Origin of the sequence: Sporomusa aerivorans (assembly GCF_041428895.1) — a bacterium.
Classification (GTDB): domain Bacteria; phylum Bacillota; class Negativicutes; order Sporomusales; family Sporomusaceae; genus Sporomusa; species Sporomusa aerivorans.
This window is the reverse complement of sequence record NZ_CP156926.1, coordinates 1,418,086-1,436,767: the sequence shown is the minus strand read 5'-3', so window position 1 is coordinate 1,436,767 and position 18,682 is coordinate 1,418,086. Positions and strand designations below refer to the sequence as shown.

Below are 18,682 nucleotides of genomic sequence, written 5' to 3'. Positions count from 1 at the left end.
ACAGACTAAAGCAAAACAACACGGCCGGTCAGCCGTGTTGTTTTGCTTTTTCCCTATCTTAGCCTTTGCCGGCCTAATTCCATAAGCAGCCTTGTTAAAAGATATAAGCGGGGAATAACACTGTCAAGCAGAGTATTCTCGTTTTCGGTATGATTGGCGCCACCTTTTACGAAACCCAGGCCGTCAAGCACCGCTTTACCGGCCGGAGCCGCCCAGTTGGCATCCGAAGCTCCGCCTGCGCCGTCAGCCTTAAGCTCTTTCCCCAACTCACCATAGATGGCCTGCGCTCTGGCGATTAAGGCGTCTGTACCGGCGTTAGACGGCAAGGAAGGATTTTGCCGGTCGATACCAACACTAACCTGCGTATCGGCAATCACTGTCTGTCGCGCTATTGCCTGCGCCCGGGTCTCAAGCCGGTCCAGTTCGCCGGGACAGGCTACCCGGATATCGGCCTGAGCAACGGCGTAATCTGGAACTACGTTAATCCGGTCACCGGCATGAAAAGTAGTAAACGTGAGGGTTGTTTCTTTTGCCGGAGCAGCCAGCTGGTTCAACTGATTAATTTGGTTCATGAGCTCCAAAATGGCGTTCCGGCCCTGGTGTGGTTCGCTGCCGGCATGAGCCGCCCGCCCCCGGACTTCTACCCGCATAACCGAAGAGCCTTTGCGCCGGGACACCACCCCATCGCCCACCTGCCCCGGTTCCAGACACAGCACATAGTCATGTTCCCGCGCCAGTTGCCCGATTAGCTCTTTAGAACTTGGCGACCCGATTTCTTCATCACAGTTAAACAGGCAGGTGATTTGCGCGTAATCCTCATATTGCAGCTGCTGCAGGATTTTTACGGCATATAACCCCAGCGTCACACCGCCCTTACAGTCAGAGACCCCCGGGCCATACGCCCGGTTGCCTTCTATCCTAAACGGCCGCCCGGCGGCGGTGCCGGACGGAAAAACGGTGTCAAGGTGGGCCATCGTCAGGATTTTACCCTGCCCGCTGCCAGTAAAGGTGCCAACAATATGACAGGCTTCGTCCGGGCCGGCGACAGGATACTTGCTGACGGCCGCACCGGCCTGCTCCAACAATTCCTGAACAATGCGGCCTACCTTGGTAAGCCCCGTCCCGTCCCCGGTGCCTGAATCAATATTTACAAGCTGTTGCCAGCTGGCAAGCAGGTCGTTATAACAGGCCTGGCATTGCTGATAAAGCCGTCGATCAATATTACCGTTCATAAAAACATCCCTTCAGTTCTTTTTCCAAATTGCGCAGCCCCTGAATAAACCGGTTGCTCTGCCGCTTAAAGCCGGTCACGGCAAACAAACCATGCTATGCTGTTGCAAAATCAGCTTTGCGTCAGCCTGGCCTTTTCCTGGATAAACTCGTGTGTGATCTCGGCCAGCAGCCGCTCATCCGTAATAAGATCATAGCAGGTCAGCGCCAGTATTTTGGCAGCGGTGCCAATGGCCGCATGCGCCGCCGGCGCTGTCCCCAGGTCAAGCCACCCCTGACTGTGAGCCAGCATCCCCTGTTCGACAAAAGCAACACGTATGCAGGAGCCGGGAACATAGTACATAACGGAAGCAAAATCGGTTGATCCTGTCTTTTCCCGGGGCGAAGAGATGGCCTTGGCCTGTACCAGCCCGGCATTGTCCATTAACAGGCGGTTAAGTGACAGCACCGGTATTTTGTTATGGAAATTGGCGATTCTTTCAATCTCATAAGTGGTATCGGTCATAAGCGCCGCTCCATCCAGGATACGGCATAGCCGGTTAATTACCTGTTCAAGATAGGGACGGTCATATGCCCGGGCCTCAATCCGAGCAACCGCTTTGGCCGGTATGGCATTAATTACCTGGCCCCCATCCTCGATAATCGCATGGATGCGCACATCATCGCGGACATGGCCGCGCAAATAGGCAATACCGTTAAGGGCCAGCAGAACGGCCTCCAGGGCACTGCGCCCTTTGTCGGGAGCGATGGCGGAATGGGCGGCTGTCCCATGAAAGGTAACCACAAATTCTGAGAGGGCCAGCGACTTATTATCGGTGGTTGTCACATCGCTGCCATGCATCATCAAGGCAGCATCCAGCTCTTGGAAAGCGCCATTTGCCAGCATAACATTCTTGCCGCCTTCGGCGCATTCTTCAGCCGGCGTGCCGATTACTTCCAGGGTATACGGAAAATCCCTCAGCGTGTTTTTGACAGCCATGGCGGCGCCGATTATACTGGGTCCCTGCAGATGGTGAGCGCAGGCATGACCAAGGTTTTTGACTGCATCATACTCGCATAACAGGCCGATACGGGGTCCGCCACTGCCTTGCCGATAAATACCACGAAACGCTGTGTCCAAACCGCCGTAACCCATTTCCACCGCAAAGCCGTTTGTCTTTAAATATCCAGCCAGCCGCCCGGCGGCCTGTATTTCCTGATAGCCGATTTCCGGGTGGTGAAAAATAAAATCGCTTATTTCGCTAAGTTCGTCCTGCAGCCGGTCAATGACTGCCAGCATAGCCTCTTTGTCTATATCATTTTTTGCCATATGCCAATCCGCCTTCTCCAGTATTTTAGTCCTTATCACTGGTAGCCGATAAAATGGGCCAGCAATATAAAGACGGCGCCAATACCGACATACAGGACAAACAGCGGCCACATAAACTTCATCCATTTCTCAAAAGGAATCTTGGCTACGCCCAACATGCTCATAGTGGAAGCCGACATAGGCAGCACATTGTTGGTAAAGCCGTCGGCCAGCTGGAAAATGAGTACTGCCGTTTGCCGGGTAACGCCCAGGATATCGGCTACCGGCGCCAAAATCGGCATGGTAACCGCCGCCATTCCTGTACCGGAAACAATAATGACACTCATAACCAGTTGGAAAACATACATCCCCATTAACTGCAGGGCAGGCGGCAGTACGCCCACCCATAAGGCCATGTTATGCACAATGGTGTCAATAATTTTGGCGTCTTCCATTACCAGCAGGATGGCCCTGGCCAGACCGACAACCATAGCGCCGAATACCAGCCCCTTGGCTCCCTGGATAAAAGTCGCCGCTACTTTACTTGGCCCAAAGCCGCAGATAAAGCCGCTAAGCGTTCCCATGACAATAAACAAAGCCGCCATGTCGGCAATCCACCAGTTCTTGGCGGAAACACCCCAGATCAGGGTTGAAAAGCCTGCTGCCAGAATAACCAGCACCCCTGCATGCTTAAGTTCGAAGTTGGGTATTTCGATATCGGCTTCGGTAAAATCGGTCTTAAGGTCAGGCACATCGGCCACCACGCTTTTGGATGGGTCTTTTTTAACCATGTTGGCATACCGCCAAATATAAAGACTGCAGGCAAGAATCAGCACCACCAGTAAGATGGCGCGCAGCCACATACCGGAAAACAGCGGTACATGGCTTATCACCTGGGCGATACCCACGCCGAAAGGATTCATCAAGCCGGCCGTAAATCCGATATTACACCCGAGCAGAATCATTGCCATGCCTGTTACTACGTCAAAACCTAGCTGCCGGGCTACGAGAATGCCGATAGGAACAAAACCGACAGCCTCGACGGACATCCCGATGGTAAAGCCGCCAACAGCAAAAATGCTAAGAAACAGGGGAATAACCCAGGACTCTTTGCCACGCAGGGCCATAGCCGCCCGGCCGGTAGCCGCATGCAGCGCATTGGTCTGCATAATGATTTCAAACGATCCGCCTACCACCAGGCAGAATAGCATGATATCGGCCGCCTTGACCATAGCATTAAAGAGAATCTTTGGTATAGCGATAAAATCGCCGGGATTTGCTTTGACAGCATGATAAGATGCCGGATCCACCAGTGTTTTACCGCTTACTACATCTTTCACCCGGTTATATTCCCCGGCGGGAACAAAATGAGTAAGCAGCACCGCAATAATTGTCAAGCCTACGATCAGGGCAATGGTGTGGGGAATTGTGAAGTTCTTCTTTAGAAACGCCACCCATGACTGCCGTTCTTCTGTTTGGATATTCATTAAGCCAACTCCTTACATTACTTCAGTTTTCTTTTTCATTACCTAAACACTACACCTTACAGTACACCCTCCTCCGGCAGTTATTGCCCGCAAAAACGCAATAAGCCCCAAATTCGCTGGTACGAATCTGGAGCACATCATCGGGCTCGTTCATGAACGGTCTTTCCAACAATACATTTTTAGCCGGTGTAGTTAAATGATAACGTAGTATCATTGTTGCAACTTTTGTGCCAAATGCTTGTGACCTTAAACAGCCCTGCTACCCCATACTTTTTGACGTTACCAGCTTGCAAAAAAATGCAGAAACCGCAAAATTTCTTTGCACTTTTTTTTGTAAGCCGTTTGCACTTTCCTGCAGTGGCGCAGGCTCCGGCAGTACAATAAAACTACTCCTGAAAAACAACATACTTTTTAAGCCGGTACTGGAGGGCCTGCCGTTTTATGCCCAGTAGTTTCGCTGCTTGCGTAACATTGCCGCCGCTTTTCTGCATGGCTGCCACAATCTGCTCTTTTTCCTGCTTGTAAAATTCGGCGCGAAAGTAATTGCCAGGCTTTTCAGCCGCGGCAATCAGACTCCGCTGCTCAACAAACCCCGGAAAGGTTCCTGAACTGAGATATTTGAAATATTCACCGGTAATTATGCCATCGTCGGCAAAATTTAACAGTGCCTCCACCACATGTTCAAGTTCACGTACATTACCCGGCCAGCCATACTCCTGAAAAACAGTCATGACCTCCGGCGCTATACCTGTTACCAGTTTATTAAAGCGGGCATTATACTTGTCGATAAAATACCCGATCAGATCCGGGATATCTTCCCGGCGTTCCCGCAACGGGGGAATTTCCACGCAAATCACACTTAACCGGTAAAACAAATCTTCCCTTAACCGGCCCGCTTTTAGCAGGTCTGCCGGTTTTTCGTTGGTAGTGGCAATAACCCGGACATCCACACTGCTATCTTCCGCAGCTCCCAGCCGGCGCACGACGCCTTCCTGCAGAACCCGCAAAATCTTAGCCTGTAGGGGCAGGCTCATACTGTTTATTTCATCCAGCAGCACTGTGCCGCCATCCGCCTGCTCAAACAGGCCGGCTTTATCAACCGCCCCGGTGAAACTGCCTTTCGTGGAGCCAAAAAGAATTCCTTCTAAGAGTGTTTCCGGCAAAGCGGCGCAGTTCTGGGCAATAAACGGTTTATTACACCGCAGCCCTTCCTTGTGCAGGCTTTGGGCGAACAACTCTTTACCGGTTCCGGTTTCGCCATAGAGGAGTACGCTTGATGTCGTATCGGCTACTTTTTTTAAGAGCTTCACAATAGAGCGTATCTTAGCGCTAGTACCGATAATACTGGCAAAAGAAAAAAGGGTGCTGCCCTTTGGGGGAAACTTCCCCTTATGGATTCCCTGCTGCAACGCAGATATCTTATCCGTTAGGCTTACCACAAGCGAAATGTCGCGGGAAACCTCCAGCGCGCCGATAATCTCCCCCGCGTCTATAAGGGGGATGGTAGTGTTAACCGTTTGGATTTTCTTGCCCTGATAATTGAAGTATTCCTGCAGGCGGTCACGAATGGGCGCACCGGTCTCCAAAACTTTACAGAGCGTGCTATCCTGCGGCGTTATCGAAGGAAATACCTCAAACAGTACCCGGCCGACAACATCATCAATCTTCAGGCCTTCCAAACGGGAAAGCGTACAGTTATAATAAGCGATGCGGCATTCCTTATCAACAATCAGAATCCCTTCCTGCACCGCATTCAGCACATACTGCACGATCTCACTGTTCAATTTTTTCGCCAGTTCCCTTGCTCTGATAGCTATCCCTCCAATAGGCAATTACAGCCTCATTGGTTGCAAAGAAGTTGACCTTGCATTATGGTTGGTATATAGTGATTGTAGCAGATGCTCGTTTATTTTAATAATATGTAATACTTCTGGCTTCCATAAGTTATTATTATACCTAGAGTGGTAAGAGGTGTTTTCCTATAGTGGACATTAAGCAGCTTAAATATTTCCTGGCCATTGCTGAAGAAGGGCAGATAACCGGCGCGTCCAAAAGGCTGCATGTTGCTCAGCCTGCTTTAAGCCAACAGCTTCAGATGCTGGAAAACGAGTTGCATATGCAACTGGCTGAACGGGGCAGCCGCCAGCTCCGCCTAACCGAAGCAGGATGCATTCTCCGCGACCGGGCCGCGCAGATTTTGGACTTGCTGGACGCAACGGTAAAAGAGCTGCAGGACTTAAACACCGGCTTACGCGGAACCATCTCCATTGGCACTGTGCCGTCCGCCGGCACCAAACTGTTACCCTCGCGAATCCATGACTTTCACCGGCAATACCCGGATATTACTTTTCAAATACACGAAGAGGATACATTTGCGCTGCTGGACATGCTGGATAACGGCACCATCGATATTGCCATTGCCCGTCCGCTGTTCAACCTTGAACCGTATGATTCCATCGGATTTCCCGCCGAGCCAATGGTCGCAGCCATGAATGAAGCTTGGAACCGCAAATTGCCTTATGGCCCTGTCTGTATGGCTGATCTCAAAGATAAACCCCTGCTGGTGCACCGGGGCGCAACCCGGATTATCGAGTATGGCAGAAATCTCGGCTTCGAGCCTGCCGTAGTTTGTACAGGCGATGATGTCCGCTCCATCCTGGCGCTGGCCGCTACCGGCATTGGCATAGCGGTTGTGCCCGAGGCCTCAATGACCTTTATTCCGCATGATACGCTGCTTTACCGCAACCTGCCCGAGCAAGCCCTGGAATCCAAAACCGTTATCGTCTGGCTGCGCTCCCGCCGCCTGTCAGCTTCGACAGCTAATTTTCTTAAGACATTTGTATGATGTCAGCTCAACTTTGCTAATCTTAATCCATAAGCATTATGCGAATGTGGTGTACTTTAATGAAAGGCTTAATATACAAAAGCCACCTTGTTTCTGCTGACATAGCTCTAAAAATAGTGGCCGTGCTGAGACTTACACATCTCAGCACGGCCACTGTTTATTTTTCCTGAAAAAATATTGATTCTGAATTAGAGCTTACGTTGATTAAGACAAACTATTGGTATTATCTTATCTGCGAAAACAATAATATATCGCCAGTACAATTGGCATTGCCAGTGCAAACGCTGATATCACATTCCATTCTTTACTTGCCAGCGGGGCAATAATGCCAAATCCTGTAAGCAGAATAACGGCAATCGGCGCTTGCCAGATTTGCCTGGGCGATTGACGAACCGGGTAGTCAAAAGCCACGGATTGACTGTTTACCTTCACAACGCTTGATTTTGGCCTGAACTTTACAAACCAGGCATACATGCCTGTGACAATCATGATACAAGTGAATGCGTCAATAATAAACCACAAGCTCTTTAGCAGCAAAGTATCGTGATTGCTGAAATGAACCGGTCTGGCCATAGCAAGGGCCTGAATATACCACGGCAACTCAATAATGGCTGTGATCGCCCCGGTCGACGCGTCAATCCAGACAGGCTTATTAATGTATGCGGCAAAACCCTCGCCCTGCGTGCGAATGGTATAATGCCAGGGCATACGCCCACCTGCCTGCGGCATTTCTATGCCTGTTACTCTGCGGTCAGGTACAGCAGCCTTGGCAATTGCCAGCACGTCATCAATGAGAATGCGCGGCGCAGAATACGGTCTGCCCTGATATTCCTGCAAAAATTCTTTATGGGTGATTTCATTCCAGGCATTATAAACCGGGCCGGCAAATACAAAAATGAATCCGCTTGCACTTAAGAGTACCGCCCAGGAAAGGGTGGCAACCCCCAGCAGTTTATGCCAGTCAATCCAGCAGCTGCGCCGATGGGCCGTACGTATGGTCCCAAACGTCAACGTCCTGGTAAACGGTGCGTACAGCCACAAGCCGGAGAGCAGGGCGACAATGCTGAGTCCGCACATAAACCCCAGCAGTTTTCTGCCCCATTCACCCAGGTACATATCTACATGCATGCGGTACATAGAGTCGATAAACTTCGGAATAAACTCATACTTTACCTGCTGATCAGACCGGTCGATAAACCGGCCTGTACTTAAGTCCAGACGCACATACTGAGAACCCTTGCCGGTGGACTGCAGGGAAAAGCCGGCTGTCATCCTTTCATAATCCAAGTAAACGGCTCGCAGGCTGGAACCCGGATATCGTTCCAAGGCATCCGCCGCATATTTGCCCACCGACAACGCTGACAGGTTGAACGGATTCCCCGCCGGTGCAACTCCGGGTGCGCCAACCTGGTTAAAGGCCACAATCTCCCTGCTAAAAATCAGCGGCAGCGCGCTTACGCACATAATGAGCAGAAAAACAGCACAAATCAGGCTAGTCCACTTGTGAATTCCATACCAGTATTTCATAGCCGAGACCGCTTAGAAGGTACGCTCAATCCCCAGAATGAACGAACGTCCGGGTATTGGATATTTTCCGGCCGTAACGGCAGAATAACTGATTAATTCATAAGCTTCATTTGTCAGATTCAGGCCTTTAAAATACAAGCGGGTATTCTTGTCGGCCTGATAATTCAGTATTGCATCCACTGTCATAAAAGAGTTGTCGGTGTATGCTTTGGTACTGCGGCCTGAGGCTGCGAGCAGCGTAACTCCGCCATCCCATTTATCCTGGAAGTATTTGACGCCGAAGGTATAGCCGTTTGGCCGGCTATTTAAGAGATCAGCCGCATAATCATCGCCGGAACTGCTCTTTTTCTCGATTCTGGCATAGGAATAGCCGGTGTTTACACTCCATTGATCCGACAAGCGCTTGGTGAGCTGCAGATCCAAACCGCGCCTTTTCTCACGGTTGACATTCACATACATACCTTGCGTTGACGTGATTTGGTCCCAAGCAATCGCATTTTTTAATTTACTGCTATAGACGCTTGCCTGTAAGGACGTATCCGCAGCAAGTTTACTGTTGTACCCTAAGGTGAACGTCTGTCCTTCTTCCTGTTTGAGATTGGGATTGCCGATCCAACTGGCGGTATCGGCGTAGCGTTGTTTTAAGGTCGGATTTTTCACGGCTTGTCCCCAGGAAAGATATATATTGCTATTGTCTGATAAAACCTTATTTATCGACAGATTCGAAGTTACATCACTGCCAAAGGAACTGTTGTCTTCAAAGCGGTTGCCTACCGTTACAGACCAGTTGTCATTCAGATCCCAGCTGTTTTGCATAAAAATGGCCGTTGTGGTTTGCTCGCCCTGCGAATTAGCTGTGCCATTTATCTCATCAAATTTTTCCTTGCGGACTTCCGCACCGCCAACCAGCGTATGTCCGGAGTGCAATGTCCAGTTTTGCTGCCACTCAGCCCCGATGGCAGTCAGGTCATGTGTATAATAATTGCTGTAATTCGCTGTCACTTCGTTATGATTGCGGTACACCCGGAAATAATCGTTACTGCCTTTGGAATTATTCCAATTATAAGTTAAAGCAAAGTTCAAGTCTTCATCCGACCGGTTTGAATTCGGATAGGTGACAACTCCGGTTGTAACATTCTTTAGGCTTACTCCGTAGCCGTCATTGCCTGTTTTTCGCTCGATTTCCAAAGAAAGCGAATTATCATCTTTCAGTTGTTTTTCCAGCTTGAGCGATTGGTATTCACGATCGATTTCACTGGAGTTAAACTCGCGATTCTCATGGGTTATCGGACTCTTATAATCAAAATTGCCGCGTTTTTGCTTATCGTATGTAAACATATAGCTTATATCGCCGTCAACGCCTTCGGTTGTTAATGTATACCGCTGCGTATTCCAGGTGCCGTATTCCGTCCTTACAGTTGTCTTATTTCCGGCGGCTTTTTTAGTAATTATATTGATAACGCCGCCTACGGCGTCGCTGCCGTAGAGAGCGGAATTGGGACCGCGCACAATTTCAATGCGTTCGATATTACTTACCGGTACATTGTCAATATTCACCGCCCGGCTGTTGCCGCTGACAACAAGATGCGACCAGTTCATCTTACGCCCGTCAACAAGCACCAAAACACGGTCGTCGCCGTTAAGGATCGGATAAGACGCAAAACTGGTCGTTCCCATATTGATATTATTTGCCTGAAGAATATCGGACACTTTACTGTAGGCGCCCTTTTCGATCTCAACACTGTCAATAACCGTAACGTTGGCTGCCACCTTATTAGCTTTCACAGGTACACGATTGGCAGTAACAACATATTCATCCAGGGCGAACGTCTCTTCAGCCTCGGCAGCAAGTACTTGCCCCGCACCCCCTAAGGAAATCGCTCCACACACCAGGACCGCCAACAACTGCTTTGTTTTGTTTTTCACCATACATCGTCCTCTCCAGGCTTATCGGATTCATCTGTTTGATATCAATTATCATTATCAGCAGACTATATAAACTATATGGCAGATCCCTCCGCTTGTCAATATCTGTTCCTATGATTTTGGCCAAGCAGCAGGCGGGTAGGTTTTCAAAGGGTTTCCGCACCACTGCTCACTAACATCGTCTCTACTTTAATCCGGAATACTCAAAAAGGCCGGGTTGAAGCTTATGCTCCAATCCGGCCTTCTTTTGTGATGTCTTGCATGCTAAACCGGTTTGACGCTAATCCGTTCAGCGCAAGAATTTTATGGTGGTATCAGGCAGATACTTAATCATAGCTTTGAGTAACTCGGTACTAATGGTTTCGTCTTTGACAACTTGCTCGATGACTGACTGCTCCATCACACCATAAGGCTTAACGAGGCCCAAAAACGGATGATTGATGCCTGAATCAAGTTTGCCGGTATCAACGCTCTCGATATGCAGTCCGTCCAGATGAAACGTATATTCACCAACAACCTGGCCATTTTGGGTGACCTGCAGGCCAACCATGTTTTTGTGGCCGGCAAGAATATTGTTGGCCACTGTATAGATGTATTGATGCTGGTCCTTGACGATATCAAGGATTTTCTCACGGAATGGCACTACTTGTTCTGTAATAAGACGGTCTGTATCTGTCATACGCATAACCTCCCTGCAGTTTATTATGTTAGTATGTACAGTTTGGCAAGCAGCTTATTACTAAATTCATGCTTTTACAAAAAAATGACATAAATTGCCGCAGCCGGCAAATCATATGTTCTTTGGGGCTGGCTGTGTTTTTTGTTTGCTGACAAAAGCCAAACACTCGCTGCCGGATGATTCGCGCACAACAGCGCTGGGAGTTTTGTAGCTCTTAAACCCCATAGCTTTGCAGCCATACGGAAAAACCCGGTCCCAGGTAATATAATAGTGTTGACACTGAATGCATCGCGGGGGTTCCGTCATATGCGCCACCTCATTTAAGCTGCTTTTATCCGGGGAGTATATTCGACGCTTAGGCTAAGGAGTCCTTTTAAAGTACTCCCGGCCGCCTGGCTAAAGGCTGGCAGAAAAAAACAACCCAGCAACAGGTTTGTTGCCAGGATTATATGGAGGAGACTCTATTTACAATAGAAAAGCTTCGCTTTTCTATGAATTTTCCTTTGCTATATTTAGAATTATATATACCGTTTTTTAGAAATTCTTTAGAAAACTCTGGGTTTACTGCAGTCGGCGCAAAACCTGATGTTTTTTTCCACCTGGCTGCAGCCAGTTTTTTTTAGCCGCCGACTCCCCCGCTCCAAGCTCCCCCTTCTACCAGCGGTATCCCCTAGGGGCGGTAGGGGCGAGCGGCTATGAATGTGGATATCAGTACTAAAATCTATTTCTTGCAGCTAGAACTGACAGCCCTCTACCCGGCGAGGGCTGTCAGGAAGCATTATTTACAGAACTCGTTTAGCCCCATAATACCGTTTAACGAAATACGCGTCATTCATATCACCGATAGCTACGGCCCCCTGGGAAAAAGAAGTGTGGATAAATTTGTCCCTGCCGATATAGATGCCTACATGGGATGCCCCTGGCTCATAGGTTGTAAAGTACACTAAGTCACCGGGCCGGAGGGCGGCAGGCGCTATTGTCCGCCCCACCAGAAACTGCAGGTCGGCGGTACGCGGCAGTTCTATACCTGCCCGGCGATATACATACTGCACCAGGCCGGAACAGTCAAAGCCGCCGGCCGGCGAAGCCCCGCCCCATACCACCGGCCAGCCAAGCAAATCCCGGGCAATGGCAGTAATTTGTGCAGCCTGTCCGCCGGGCAGGGCCGATGTACGCGCCGCTACTTGCGTATCATCGGCAACCGGCATGACGGCTCCGGACTGAATGGAATCCAGCAACTCCATAAACTGATTATAGCCGGAAGCCGGAACGGCCTGAGCTACTGCTGCTCCCTGCAGCAGTAAACTGCCGGCTAATATAACAATCTGCGCCCAGCCTCGCATCAGACGCGCCTCCTTTGCCGGTTGATCAATGACTCATGCTTTGCAGGTGCGCGGTGGTTTGTTTCATAAGCTCCTGCATAGCTTTCATTTTTCCCTCCAGGGCATTGGGGTCGGCTTTACCCGAGTTTACACTGTCTTTGATATCGGCTGCCGCCTTGCGCAAGTTATCCTTCAGGGCGTCGTCCATCATATGGGGCATAACCTTTTCCGTCGTGCTTACAAGCTGACCGGCGCTCTTTTGCGCCTCCATGGTTTGTCCGGCCTTAACCTGTTTAACCGCGTCCTGCAGCGCTTTATCCATATCTTTCATAAAAGGCATAGGGTCTTCCTTGGGCATTGTTTGACTGTGGCCGGCATGACCGGCTGCCTGCTGTTGTCCGGCCTGCGGCTGCGCTGCCGTTTTTTCACCGGAGCCGCAGCCTGCCACCAAAGACATGATAACGAGGGTAGCCGCAGCCCCTAACAATACTTTACTTTTTTTCATAATTACTTAACCTCCGCTTAATTCATAATCTCGCTACTTAACAATGGATTCTTGGCCTGCGGCCGGCGTATTTTTACGTTCCCGCCACTGGTTCCAGACCAAATAAATGCACGGCAGCACAATCAGGGTCAATATCGTCGAGGTGACCAATCCGCCAACCACTACCGTGGCCATGGGCCGCTGCACTTCGGCGCCGGTGCCGGTGGCAAAAATCAGGGGGAACAATCCCAGACTCGCTACCAGGGCAGTAATCATGACCGGGCGCAAACGGGTGTATGCCCCTTCCACAATAGCCTCTGCCAGTGGCCGGTGCTGCCGCAGGTGTTTGATATAGGTAACCATGATAACCCCGTTTTGCACCGCAATGCCGAAGAGGGCAATAAAACCTACGGCGGCGGCTACTGTTAAATAGGTGCCTGTGGCATACATGGCCACAATGCCGCCAACTAAGGAGAACGGGATATTCAGCAGAATGAGGAAGGCGTCACCGGCCGAATTGAAAGTCATATACAGCAGGAAGAAGGTTAAGACAATGACTGCCGGCACTACGAGGGCCAGCCGTTCTTTGGCCCGCTGCTGATTTTCATACTGTCCGGTCCATTTCAGGGAATAGCCGGGCGGCAAGTCCACCTTTTCCTTGATAATCTGGTTGGCCTCATTAACAAAGCCGACTACATCGCGGCCCCGCGTATTCATCTGCACAATCATCCGGTAGACACCGTTTTCGCTGCTGATCATGGACGGCCCGTCCACGACCCGGAACTCAGCCACTTCACCCAGCGGTACATAGGCGCCGGTAGCCGGAGCAGCAGTGACAACAGCACTATTGCCCGTCATCCCGCCCATGCCGCCGCTGCTTTTGGCCGCTGCGCCGCCGGCGCTTGCCGGAATGAGGATATTCTGCATGGCGTCAATAGTTTCCCGGTTTTCCCGGTTATATCGCACTAAAACGTCAAACCGTTTGCGGCCTTCAATGGTAGTTGTGGCGCTTTTACCGCCAACCGCCAGTTCAATAGCGTCTTCCACATCTGCTATGTTAAGTCCGTAGCGGGCGGCTTTGTCCCGGTTAACCTGAATCTCGAGATAGGCTGCGCCAAAGACCCGTTCGGCCAGCAAGTCACTGACACCCGGCACCGTACCCAGCGCTTTTTCAATATCAAAAGCTTTTTGCTGCAGCACGTTAAGGTCTTCCCCATAAAGTTTTATGCCTAATTCGGTCCGGACACCGGTAGTCAGCATGGACAGCCGGCCGGCAATGGGCTGGGTAAAAGCTAAATTAAGGCCGGGAATGTTGGCAAGCTTGATCATCATTTCCTGTTCAATGGCCTCTTTGGTTATGCCGGGACGCCACTCTTCCCTGGGCTTGAGGGTAACGATGGTTTCAATCATGCTAATGGGCGCCGGGTCCATGGCCGACTCGGCCCGGCCCACCTTGCCCACCGACATGTCGACCTCGGGAATGTCCATAATGACTTTGTCCATGGTTTTGGCTGCTTCCACCGCCTCAGTCAACGATACACTTGGCAGCATGGTCGGCATCACCAGGAAAGTCCCTTCATTCAAAGCCGGCATAAAGGTGGTGCCGATCAGGGGCAGCAGCGCAAAGCCGGCAACCATGACAACAACGGCAAGCACAATGGTAGTTTTATGATACTTCATCACGTTTTTCAGCAGGGGTACATACCACTGATGCATTTTAGCAACAATCCAGGTGTCCTTTTCCTGAATTTTCCCCTTTAAAAGCAGTGTGCACAGCACCGGCACCAGGGTGAAAGCCAGCAGCAGCGACCCGCTCATGGCAAATGATTTGGCCCAGGCCATCGGGGTATACAGTTTTCCCTCGGTACCGGTCATGGTAAATACCGGCAGGAAAGTAACAATGATAATGGTTATGGAGAAAAAGATGGGGGCTGCCACTTCTTTGGCCGCTTCTAAAGTTACGTCGATGATAGGGCGCCGGCCGCCGTCTTCGGCCAAATGCCGGTAGATGTTCTCCACCATGACAATGGCCGCATCGGTCATAACCCCGATACCGATAGCAATACCGCCAAGCGACATGAGGTTAGCCGACAGGTGAATCTGTTTCATGGCAATCAGTGCGATTAAAATTCCAATCGGGATGGCGCTGGTTACAATCAGGCTGGAGCGGACATTGCCTAGAAAAAGAACGACAATGACCGATACCAGAATGAACTCTTCCAGAAGCGCCCGGGTCAGGGTATTGACCGCTTTTTTCACCAGATCGGTCTGGTCGTAAAAAGGCACTATGCGCATGCCGTCCGGCAGAGTGGGTTGGATCTCAGCTATTTTAGCCTTGACCTGGTCGATGACATTCAGCGTGTTTTCCCCCATGCGTTGAATAACAATGCCCCCGGCTGCTTCGTAGCCTGATTTGGTCAGTACGCCCCGGCGAAAATCCGGACCGGCGGTCACGCTGGCCACGTCCTTGATATAAACAGGTACATTGTTGTTCTGGGTAATCACTATATTTTTAATATCATCCATGGACTGGATTAGTCCCAAGCCGCGGATAATAAATTCCTGACCGTTTTGCTCGACCACTTTGGCGCCGATGTTGGCGTTATTGCTGCCCAGCGCGCCAAATACCTGATTAAACGAAACCCGGTTGCTTTGCAAAAGACGCGGGTCAAGATTAATCTGGTACTGCATCACATAACCGCCAATGCTGGCCACTTCTGCGACCCCGGGCACAGCGCCAAGCTGCGGCTTGATGGTAAAATCCTCGACGGTACGCAGGTCAGCCAGGTTGTGGCGGTCACTTTCCACCGTATACATAAATACCTGGCCCATAGGCGTGCTGACAGGGCCTAAGGACGGCTGCACACCGCGCGGCAGCCGCGGAACGGCCTGCTGTACTTTCTCGTTGACTACCTGCCGGGCAAAGTACGGATCGACCCCGTCTTCAAAAATTACGGTGATCAGTGACATCCCAAAAGACGAAGATGAACGTACTTCTTTAACCTTGGGCAGCCCCCTGAGGGCCGTCTCCAGCGGATAAGTAACCTGATCCTGAATTTCCTGCGGCCCCCGCCCCATCCAGTCGGCCGAGACCAGCACCTGGTTCTCGCTAAGATCCGGGAAGGCGTCAATCGGAGTATCGCGTACCACAAAGCCTCCCCAGACAACGACCAGAGCGGTAAGCACCAGAATGATAACACGATTTTTCAAAGAAAATTCGATTAATCTGTTTAACATGCCGTACCCCCTTAATGACCGCTGTGGCCGCTATGTTCTCCACCCGCAGCCGGTACGGACGACGGCGACTGCACCGGAACCCCGACACCGGCAGTCGGCGTCGCTGCCGCAGCGCCATGGGCAGCCTGGCCGCCATGGCCGGCATGACTGCCAAAACTACCTAGCTTGGTCTGGGAATCAATGAGGAAAGTTGCGGCCGTAACAACCGTTTCACCGGGGTTAAGTCCTGACAGGACCTGCACATAACCATCGGCCGCCTGGCCTGTAACGATCTCACGTTTGACAAAGGTATCCTCGCCTTGGGCTACATAGACGATTTTACGGCTGCCGGTATCCAGCAGACCGGATTCCGGTATAACCAGGCTGTCGCCCAGCGGGATTTGAACATTGGCATTCACAAACATATTGGGCTTTAACCGGCCGCCGGGGTTACTCATTGCCACCCGCACTTTGACTGTCCGGGTGGCGTCATCCATAATAGGGTTGATAAAAGTTACCTGGCCGCCAAAGGTTTCTCCCGGATAGGCGCCGCTTGTCACAGTAACCGGCTGACCGGGCGTAATCCCGGCAAGGTCTTTCTCGTAAATATCCGCATACAGCCAGACATTGGACAGATCGGTCAGACTGTATAACTTATCGCCAGGCATAATGTAAGCGCCCGGCAGCAGCTGTTTCTCCAGGACAGTGCCGCCAAACTGAGCATAGATGGTCATATGGTCCTGAGTCTGGCGGGTATGTTCCAGATGAGCGATGTCATTATCGGAGACATTTAATAGCTGCAGTTTGCGCCTGGCCGCTTCCCGGAGGCGGCTGTTGATCGCCAGGGCATCCTTGCCGGCAGTTTTAAGTTTTTGTACATTATCAACTGTCAGTAAATACTCCTCCTGGGCGGCGATGTAGGTCGGGCTGTATACAGAGGCAATAGCCTGTCCGGCAGCAATGGCTTCGCCTTCTGCTGTTACATAAAGCTCATCGACCCGCCCTTCGACCCGGGACGTAATGTACGTACGTCCGTTTTCATTCATGGCGATTTTACCGGTGGTTTTAATTTCTTTGGTCAGAGGCCTGACTACGGCCTGGGCCGTCTGCACCCCGGCCAGCTGCCTGGCCTTGGCATCCAGGGTAACCACATCCCCCATAGCCATCACCGGTCCGGACATTTGGTGGCCGGTATGATCAATAGCCGCCGTCTTACCCTGCTGCGCCGTATAGTAGTAATAGCCTCCGCCACCGGCAACCAGCAGACCTGCGGCCACCCCGATAAGCAGCTTCTTTCTGGCCTGTAATTTTTCAATCATGCTGTCCTCTCCCTTTTTGCCTTCTCCATTACGGCTGTACCCCACTGATGAACAGGGGCTTGCCTACCGCCTTTTCCAGCGTTGCGGCTGCTTTTTCGTAGTCAATGCGCGCCTTGTAATAATCCAGTTTGGCATTCCTGAGCGCATTCAGACTGTCCAATACCGCCATAAAGTCTACCTTGCCGTTGGTATAGCCGACAACACCGGCCTGATACGTCTGCTCGGCCTGGGGAATGACTGTGTTTTTATAGACATCCAGCCGTCGCCAGGCGGACTGCGCTTCGACCAAAGCCATCTGAATATCGAGAGAAGTCATATTCTGCATATTGCTTAAGGCGGCCTGCGACGCGTCCAGGTTGGCATTAGCGGCTTTTATCTCCCCTTTGTTCTTGTCCTGCCAGATAGGCAGCATCACCATAACGCCCACCTTCCAGGTATCGGGCTGTGAATCCATTTCCGTTTGTTTACGGTCTTTGTAGCCAAGCTGCAGTTCAAAATCGGGTAATTGCTGCTTTTTGGCCAAAACCACACCGTTTTGCGCCATCTCCACCTGGCGCTGCATTCCCAGCACGGCTGGCTTGCCGGCTGTGGCCTGTTGCTGCAGGCCAGCCAGATCAAATTTGGGCGGCGGCGCACTGAATTCTTCTTTCACTGCCAGCGGTGCATCGGCAGTACGGCCCATTACGGTATTCAGCTTAGCCTTGGCAACAGCTTCCATGGCCGCCATGTTATACAGATCACTGGTCATTTTGGAAAACTCGGTTTGCGCTTTCAGGGTATCCTGCAGCGCTGCCATGCCAGTGGAATAGTTTACCTGGGCAATTTGTACCAGCTGCCCCATCAACTGCTGATTCTCCTTACCGATTTCCAGGGCCTTGCCAGCATAAAGCAAATCATAATATGCGATTTTGGCATTGGCGTATACTTCCACTCTTTTATCCTGGTAACCGGCTTTGGCCATCTGGGCGTCATTGTCGGCCATCTTGCCCATCAAGCGCAGCTTGACAGGGTTCATAATCTCCTGCGTTAAACTATACTCTGTCATCATAGCCTTAAACGGATTGATCGTCCCGGTGGGTATATCATCTTTCATAATGCCAAGCTGGGGATTGGGCTGAGCCGTTGCCGCCGGTATGCGGCCCTCTTTTTCCTCCCAGCGTTTTTGGCTTTCGATAACTGCCGGGTTGCTTTTCATGGCTGTGTCGACAATTTCCCGGAGCGTCAGGGCTTCCTGGCCGCCGTCCGCCAGCGCAGGTATCGCCACAGCTACTGCCAATACAGCTGACAACACAAAGGCTTTGAAGGTTAACTGCCTGATGGTCTTCATATTTCCTCCCTTTCCTTGTCAGCCGCGCTTTA

Annotated in this window: 13 protein-coding genes; 1 reads left to right on the top strand and 12 read right to left on the bottom strand. The window is 51.1% G+C overall.

The features are described 5' to 3' along the window. Positions 1-53 precede the first annotated feature (53 nt). From SATMO3_RS06495 to SATMO3_RS06480, 4 genes are all read right to left on the bottom strand, one after another. The gene (locus SATMO3_RS06495; RefSeq protein ID WP_371379146.1) at positions 54-1,232 is read right to left on the bottom strand and encodes a glutamate carboxypeptidase; all 1,179 of its coding nucleotides are present in this window, start codon (positions 1,230-1,232) and stop codon (positions 54-56) included. A 110-nt stretch (positions 1,233-1,342) separates the two neighbouring features. Further along, a complete protein-coding gene (locus SATMO3_RS06490; protein WP_371379143.1) occupies positions 1,343-2,539 on the bottom strand; it encodes a M20 family metallopeptidase in 1,197 nt (398 codons plus the stop codon). A gap of 35 nt (positions 2,540-2,574) precedes the next feature. Next, entirely contained in the window at positions 2,575-4,005 is a 1,431-nt protein-coding gene (locus tag SATMO3_RS06485) for a YfcC family protein (protein ID WP_371379141.1), read from the bottom strand. A 386-nt stretch (positions 4,006-4,391) separates the two neighbouring features. After that, entirely contained in the window at positions 4,392-5,837 is a 1,446-nt protein-coding gene (locus tag SATMO3_RS06480; protein WP_371379138.1) for a sigma-54 interaction domain-containing protein, read from the bottom strand. 152 nt (positions 5,838-5,989) lie between these two features. Here SATMO3_RS06480 and SATMO3_RS06475 point away from each other — a divergent pair, with 152 nt between their 5' ends. Further along, on the top strand, positions 5,990-6,850 hold the full coding sequence (locus SATMO3_RS06475; protein ID WP_371379135.1) for a LysR family transcriptional regulator: 861 nt from the start codon (positions 5,990-5,992) through the stop codon (positions 6,848-6,850). Between the two features lie 228 nt (positions 6,851-7,078). On the opposite strand, the gene SATMO3_RS06470 is transcribed toward SATMO3_RS06475, so the two are convergent. The 8 genes from SATMO3_RS06470 to SATMO3_RS06435 form a co-directional block, all read right to left on the bottom strand. Beyond that, positions 7,079-8,377: a PepSY-associated TM helix domain-containing protein gene (locus SATMO3_RS06470; protein ID WP_371379133.1), complete on the bottom strand. Its 1,299-nt coding sequence runs from the start codon at positions 8,375-8,377 to the stop codon at positions 7,079-7,081. Positions 8,378-8,389: 12 nt separating this feature from the next. Continuing rightward, positions 8,390-10,306, bottom strand: a complete 1,917-nt coding sequence (locus tag SATMO3_RS06465; RefSeq protein WP_371379131.1) for a TonB-dependent receptor plug domain-containing protein — start codon at positions 10,304-10,306, stop codon at positions 8,390-8,392. Between the two features lie 286 nt (positions 10,307-10,592). Beyond that, on the bottom strand, positions 10,593-10,982 hold the full coding sequence (locus SATMO3_RS06460; RefSeq protein WP_371379129.1) for a hypothetical protein: 390 nt from the start codon (positions 10,980-10,982) through the stop codon (positions 10,593-10,595). 782 nt (positions 10,983-11,764) lie between these two features. Continuing rightward, positions 11,765-12,325, bottom strand: a complete 561-nt coding sequence (locus SATMO3_RS06455) for a C40 family peptidase (RefSeq protein WP_371379126.1) — start codon at positions 12,323-12,325, stop codon at positions 11,765-11,767. 25 nt (positions 12,326-12,350) lie between these two features. Next, positions 12,351-12,809 carry a hypothetical protein gene (locus tag SATMO3_RS06450; RefSeq protein ID WP_371379123.1) on the bottom strand — a complete coding sequence of 153 codons (459 nt, stop codon included), beginning with the start codon at positions 12,807-12,809 and terminating at the stop codon, positions 12,351-12,353. 33 nt (positions 12,810-12,842) lie between these two features. Beyond that, entirely contained in the window at positions 12,843-16,025 is a 3,183-nt protein-coding gene (locus SATMO3_RS06445) for an efflux RND transporter permease subunit (RefSeq protein WP_371379121.1), read from the bottom strand. Positions 16,026-16,036: 11 nt separating this feature from the next. Next, on the bottom strand, positions 16,037-17,323 hold the full coding sequence (locus tag SATMO3_RS06440) for an efflux RND transporter periplasmic adaptor subunit (protein ID WP_371379118.1): 1,287 nt from the start codon (positions 17,321-17,323) through the stop codon (positions 16,037-16,039). Between the two features lie 28 nt (positions 17,324-17,351). Further along, positions 17,352-18,650 (bottom strand): TolC family protein, encoded by a 1,299-nt coding sequence (locus SATMO3_RS06435; RefSeq protein ID WP_371379116.1) that lies wholly within the window; start codon positions 18,648-18,650, stop codon positions 17,352-17,354. Positions 18,651-18,682 lie beyond the last annotated feature (32 nt).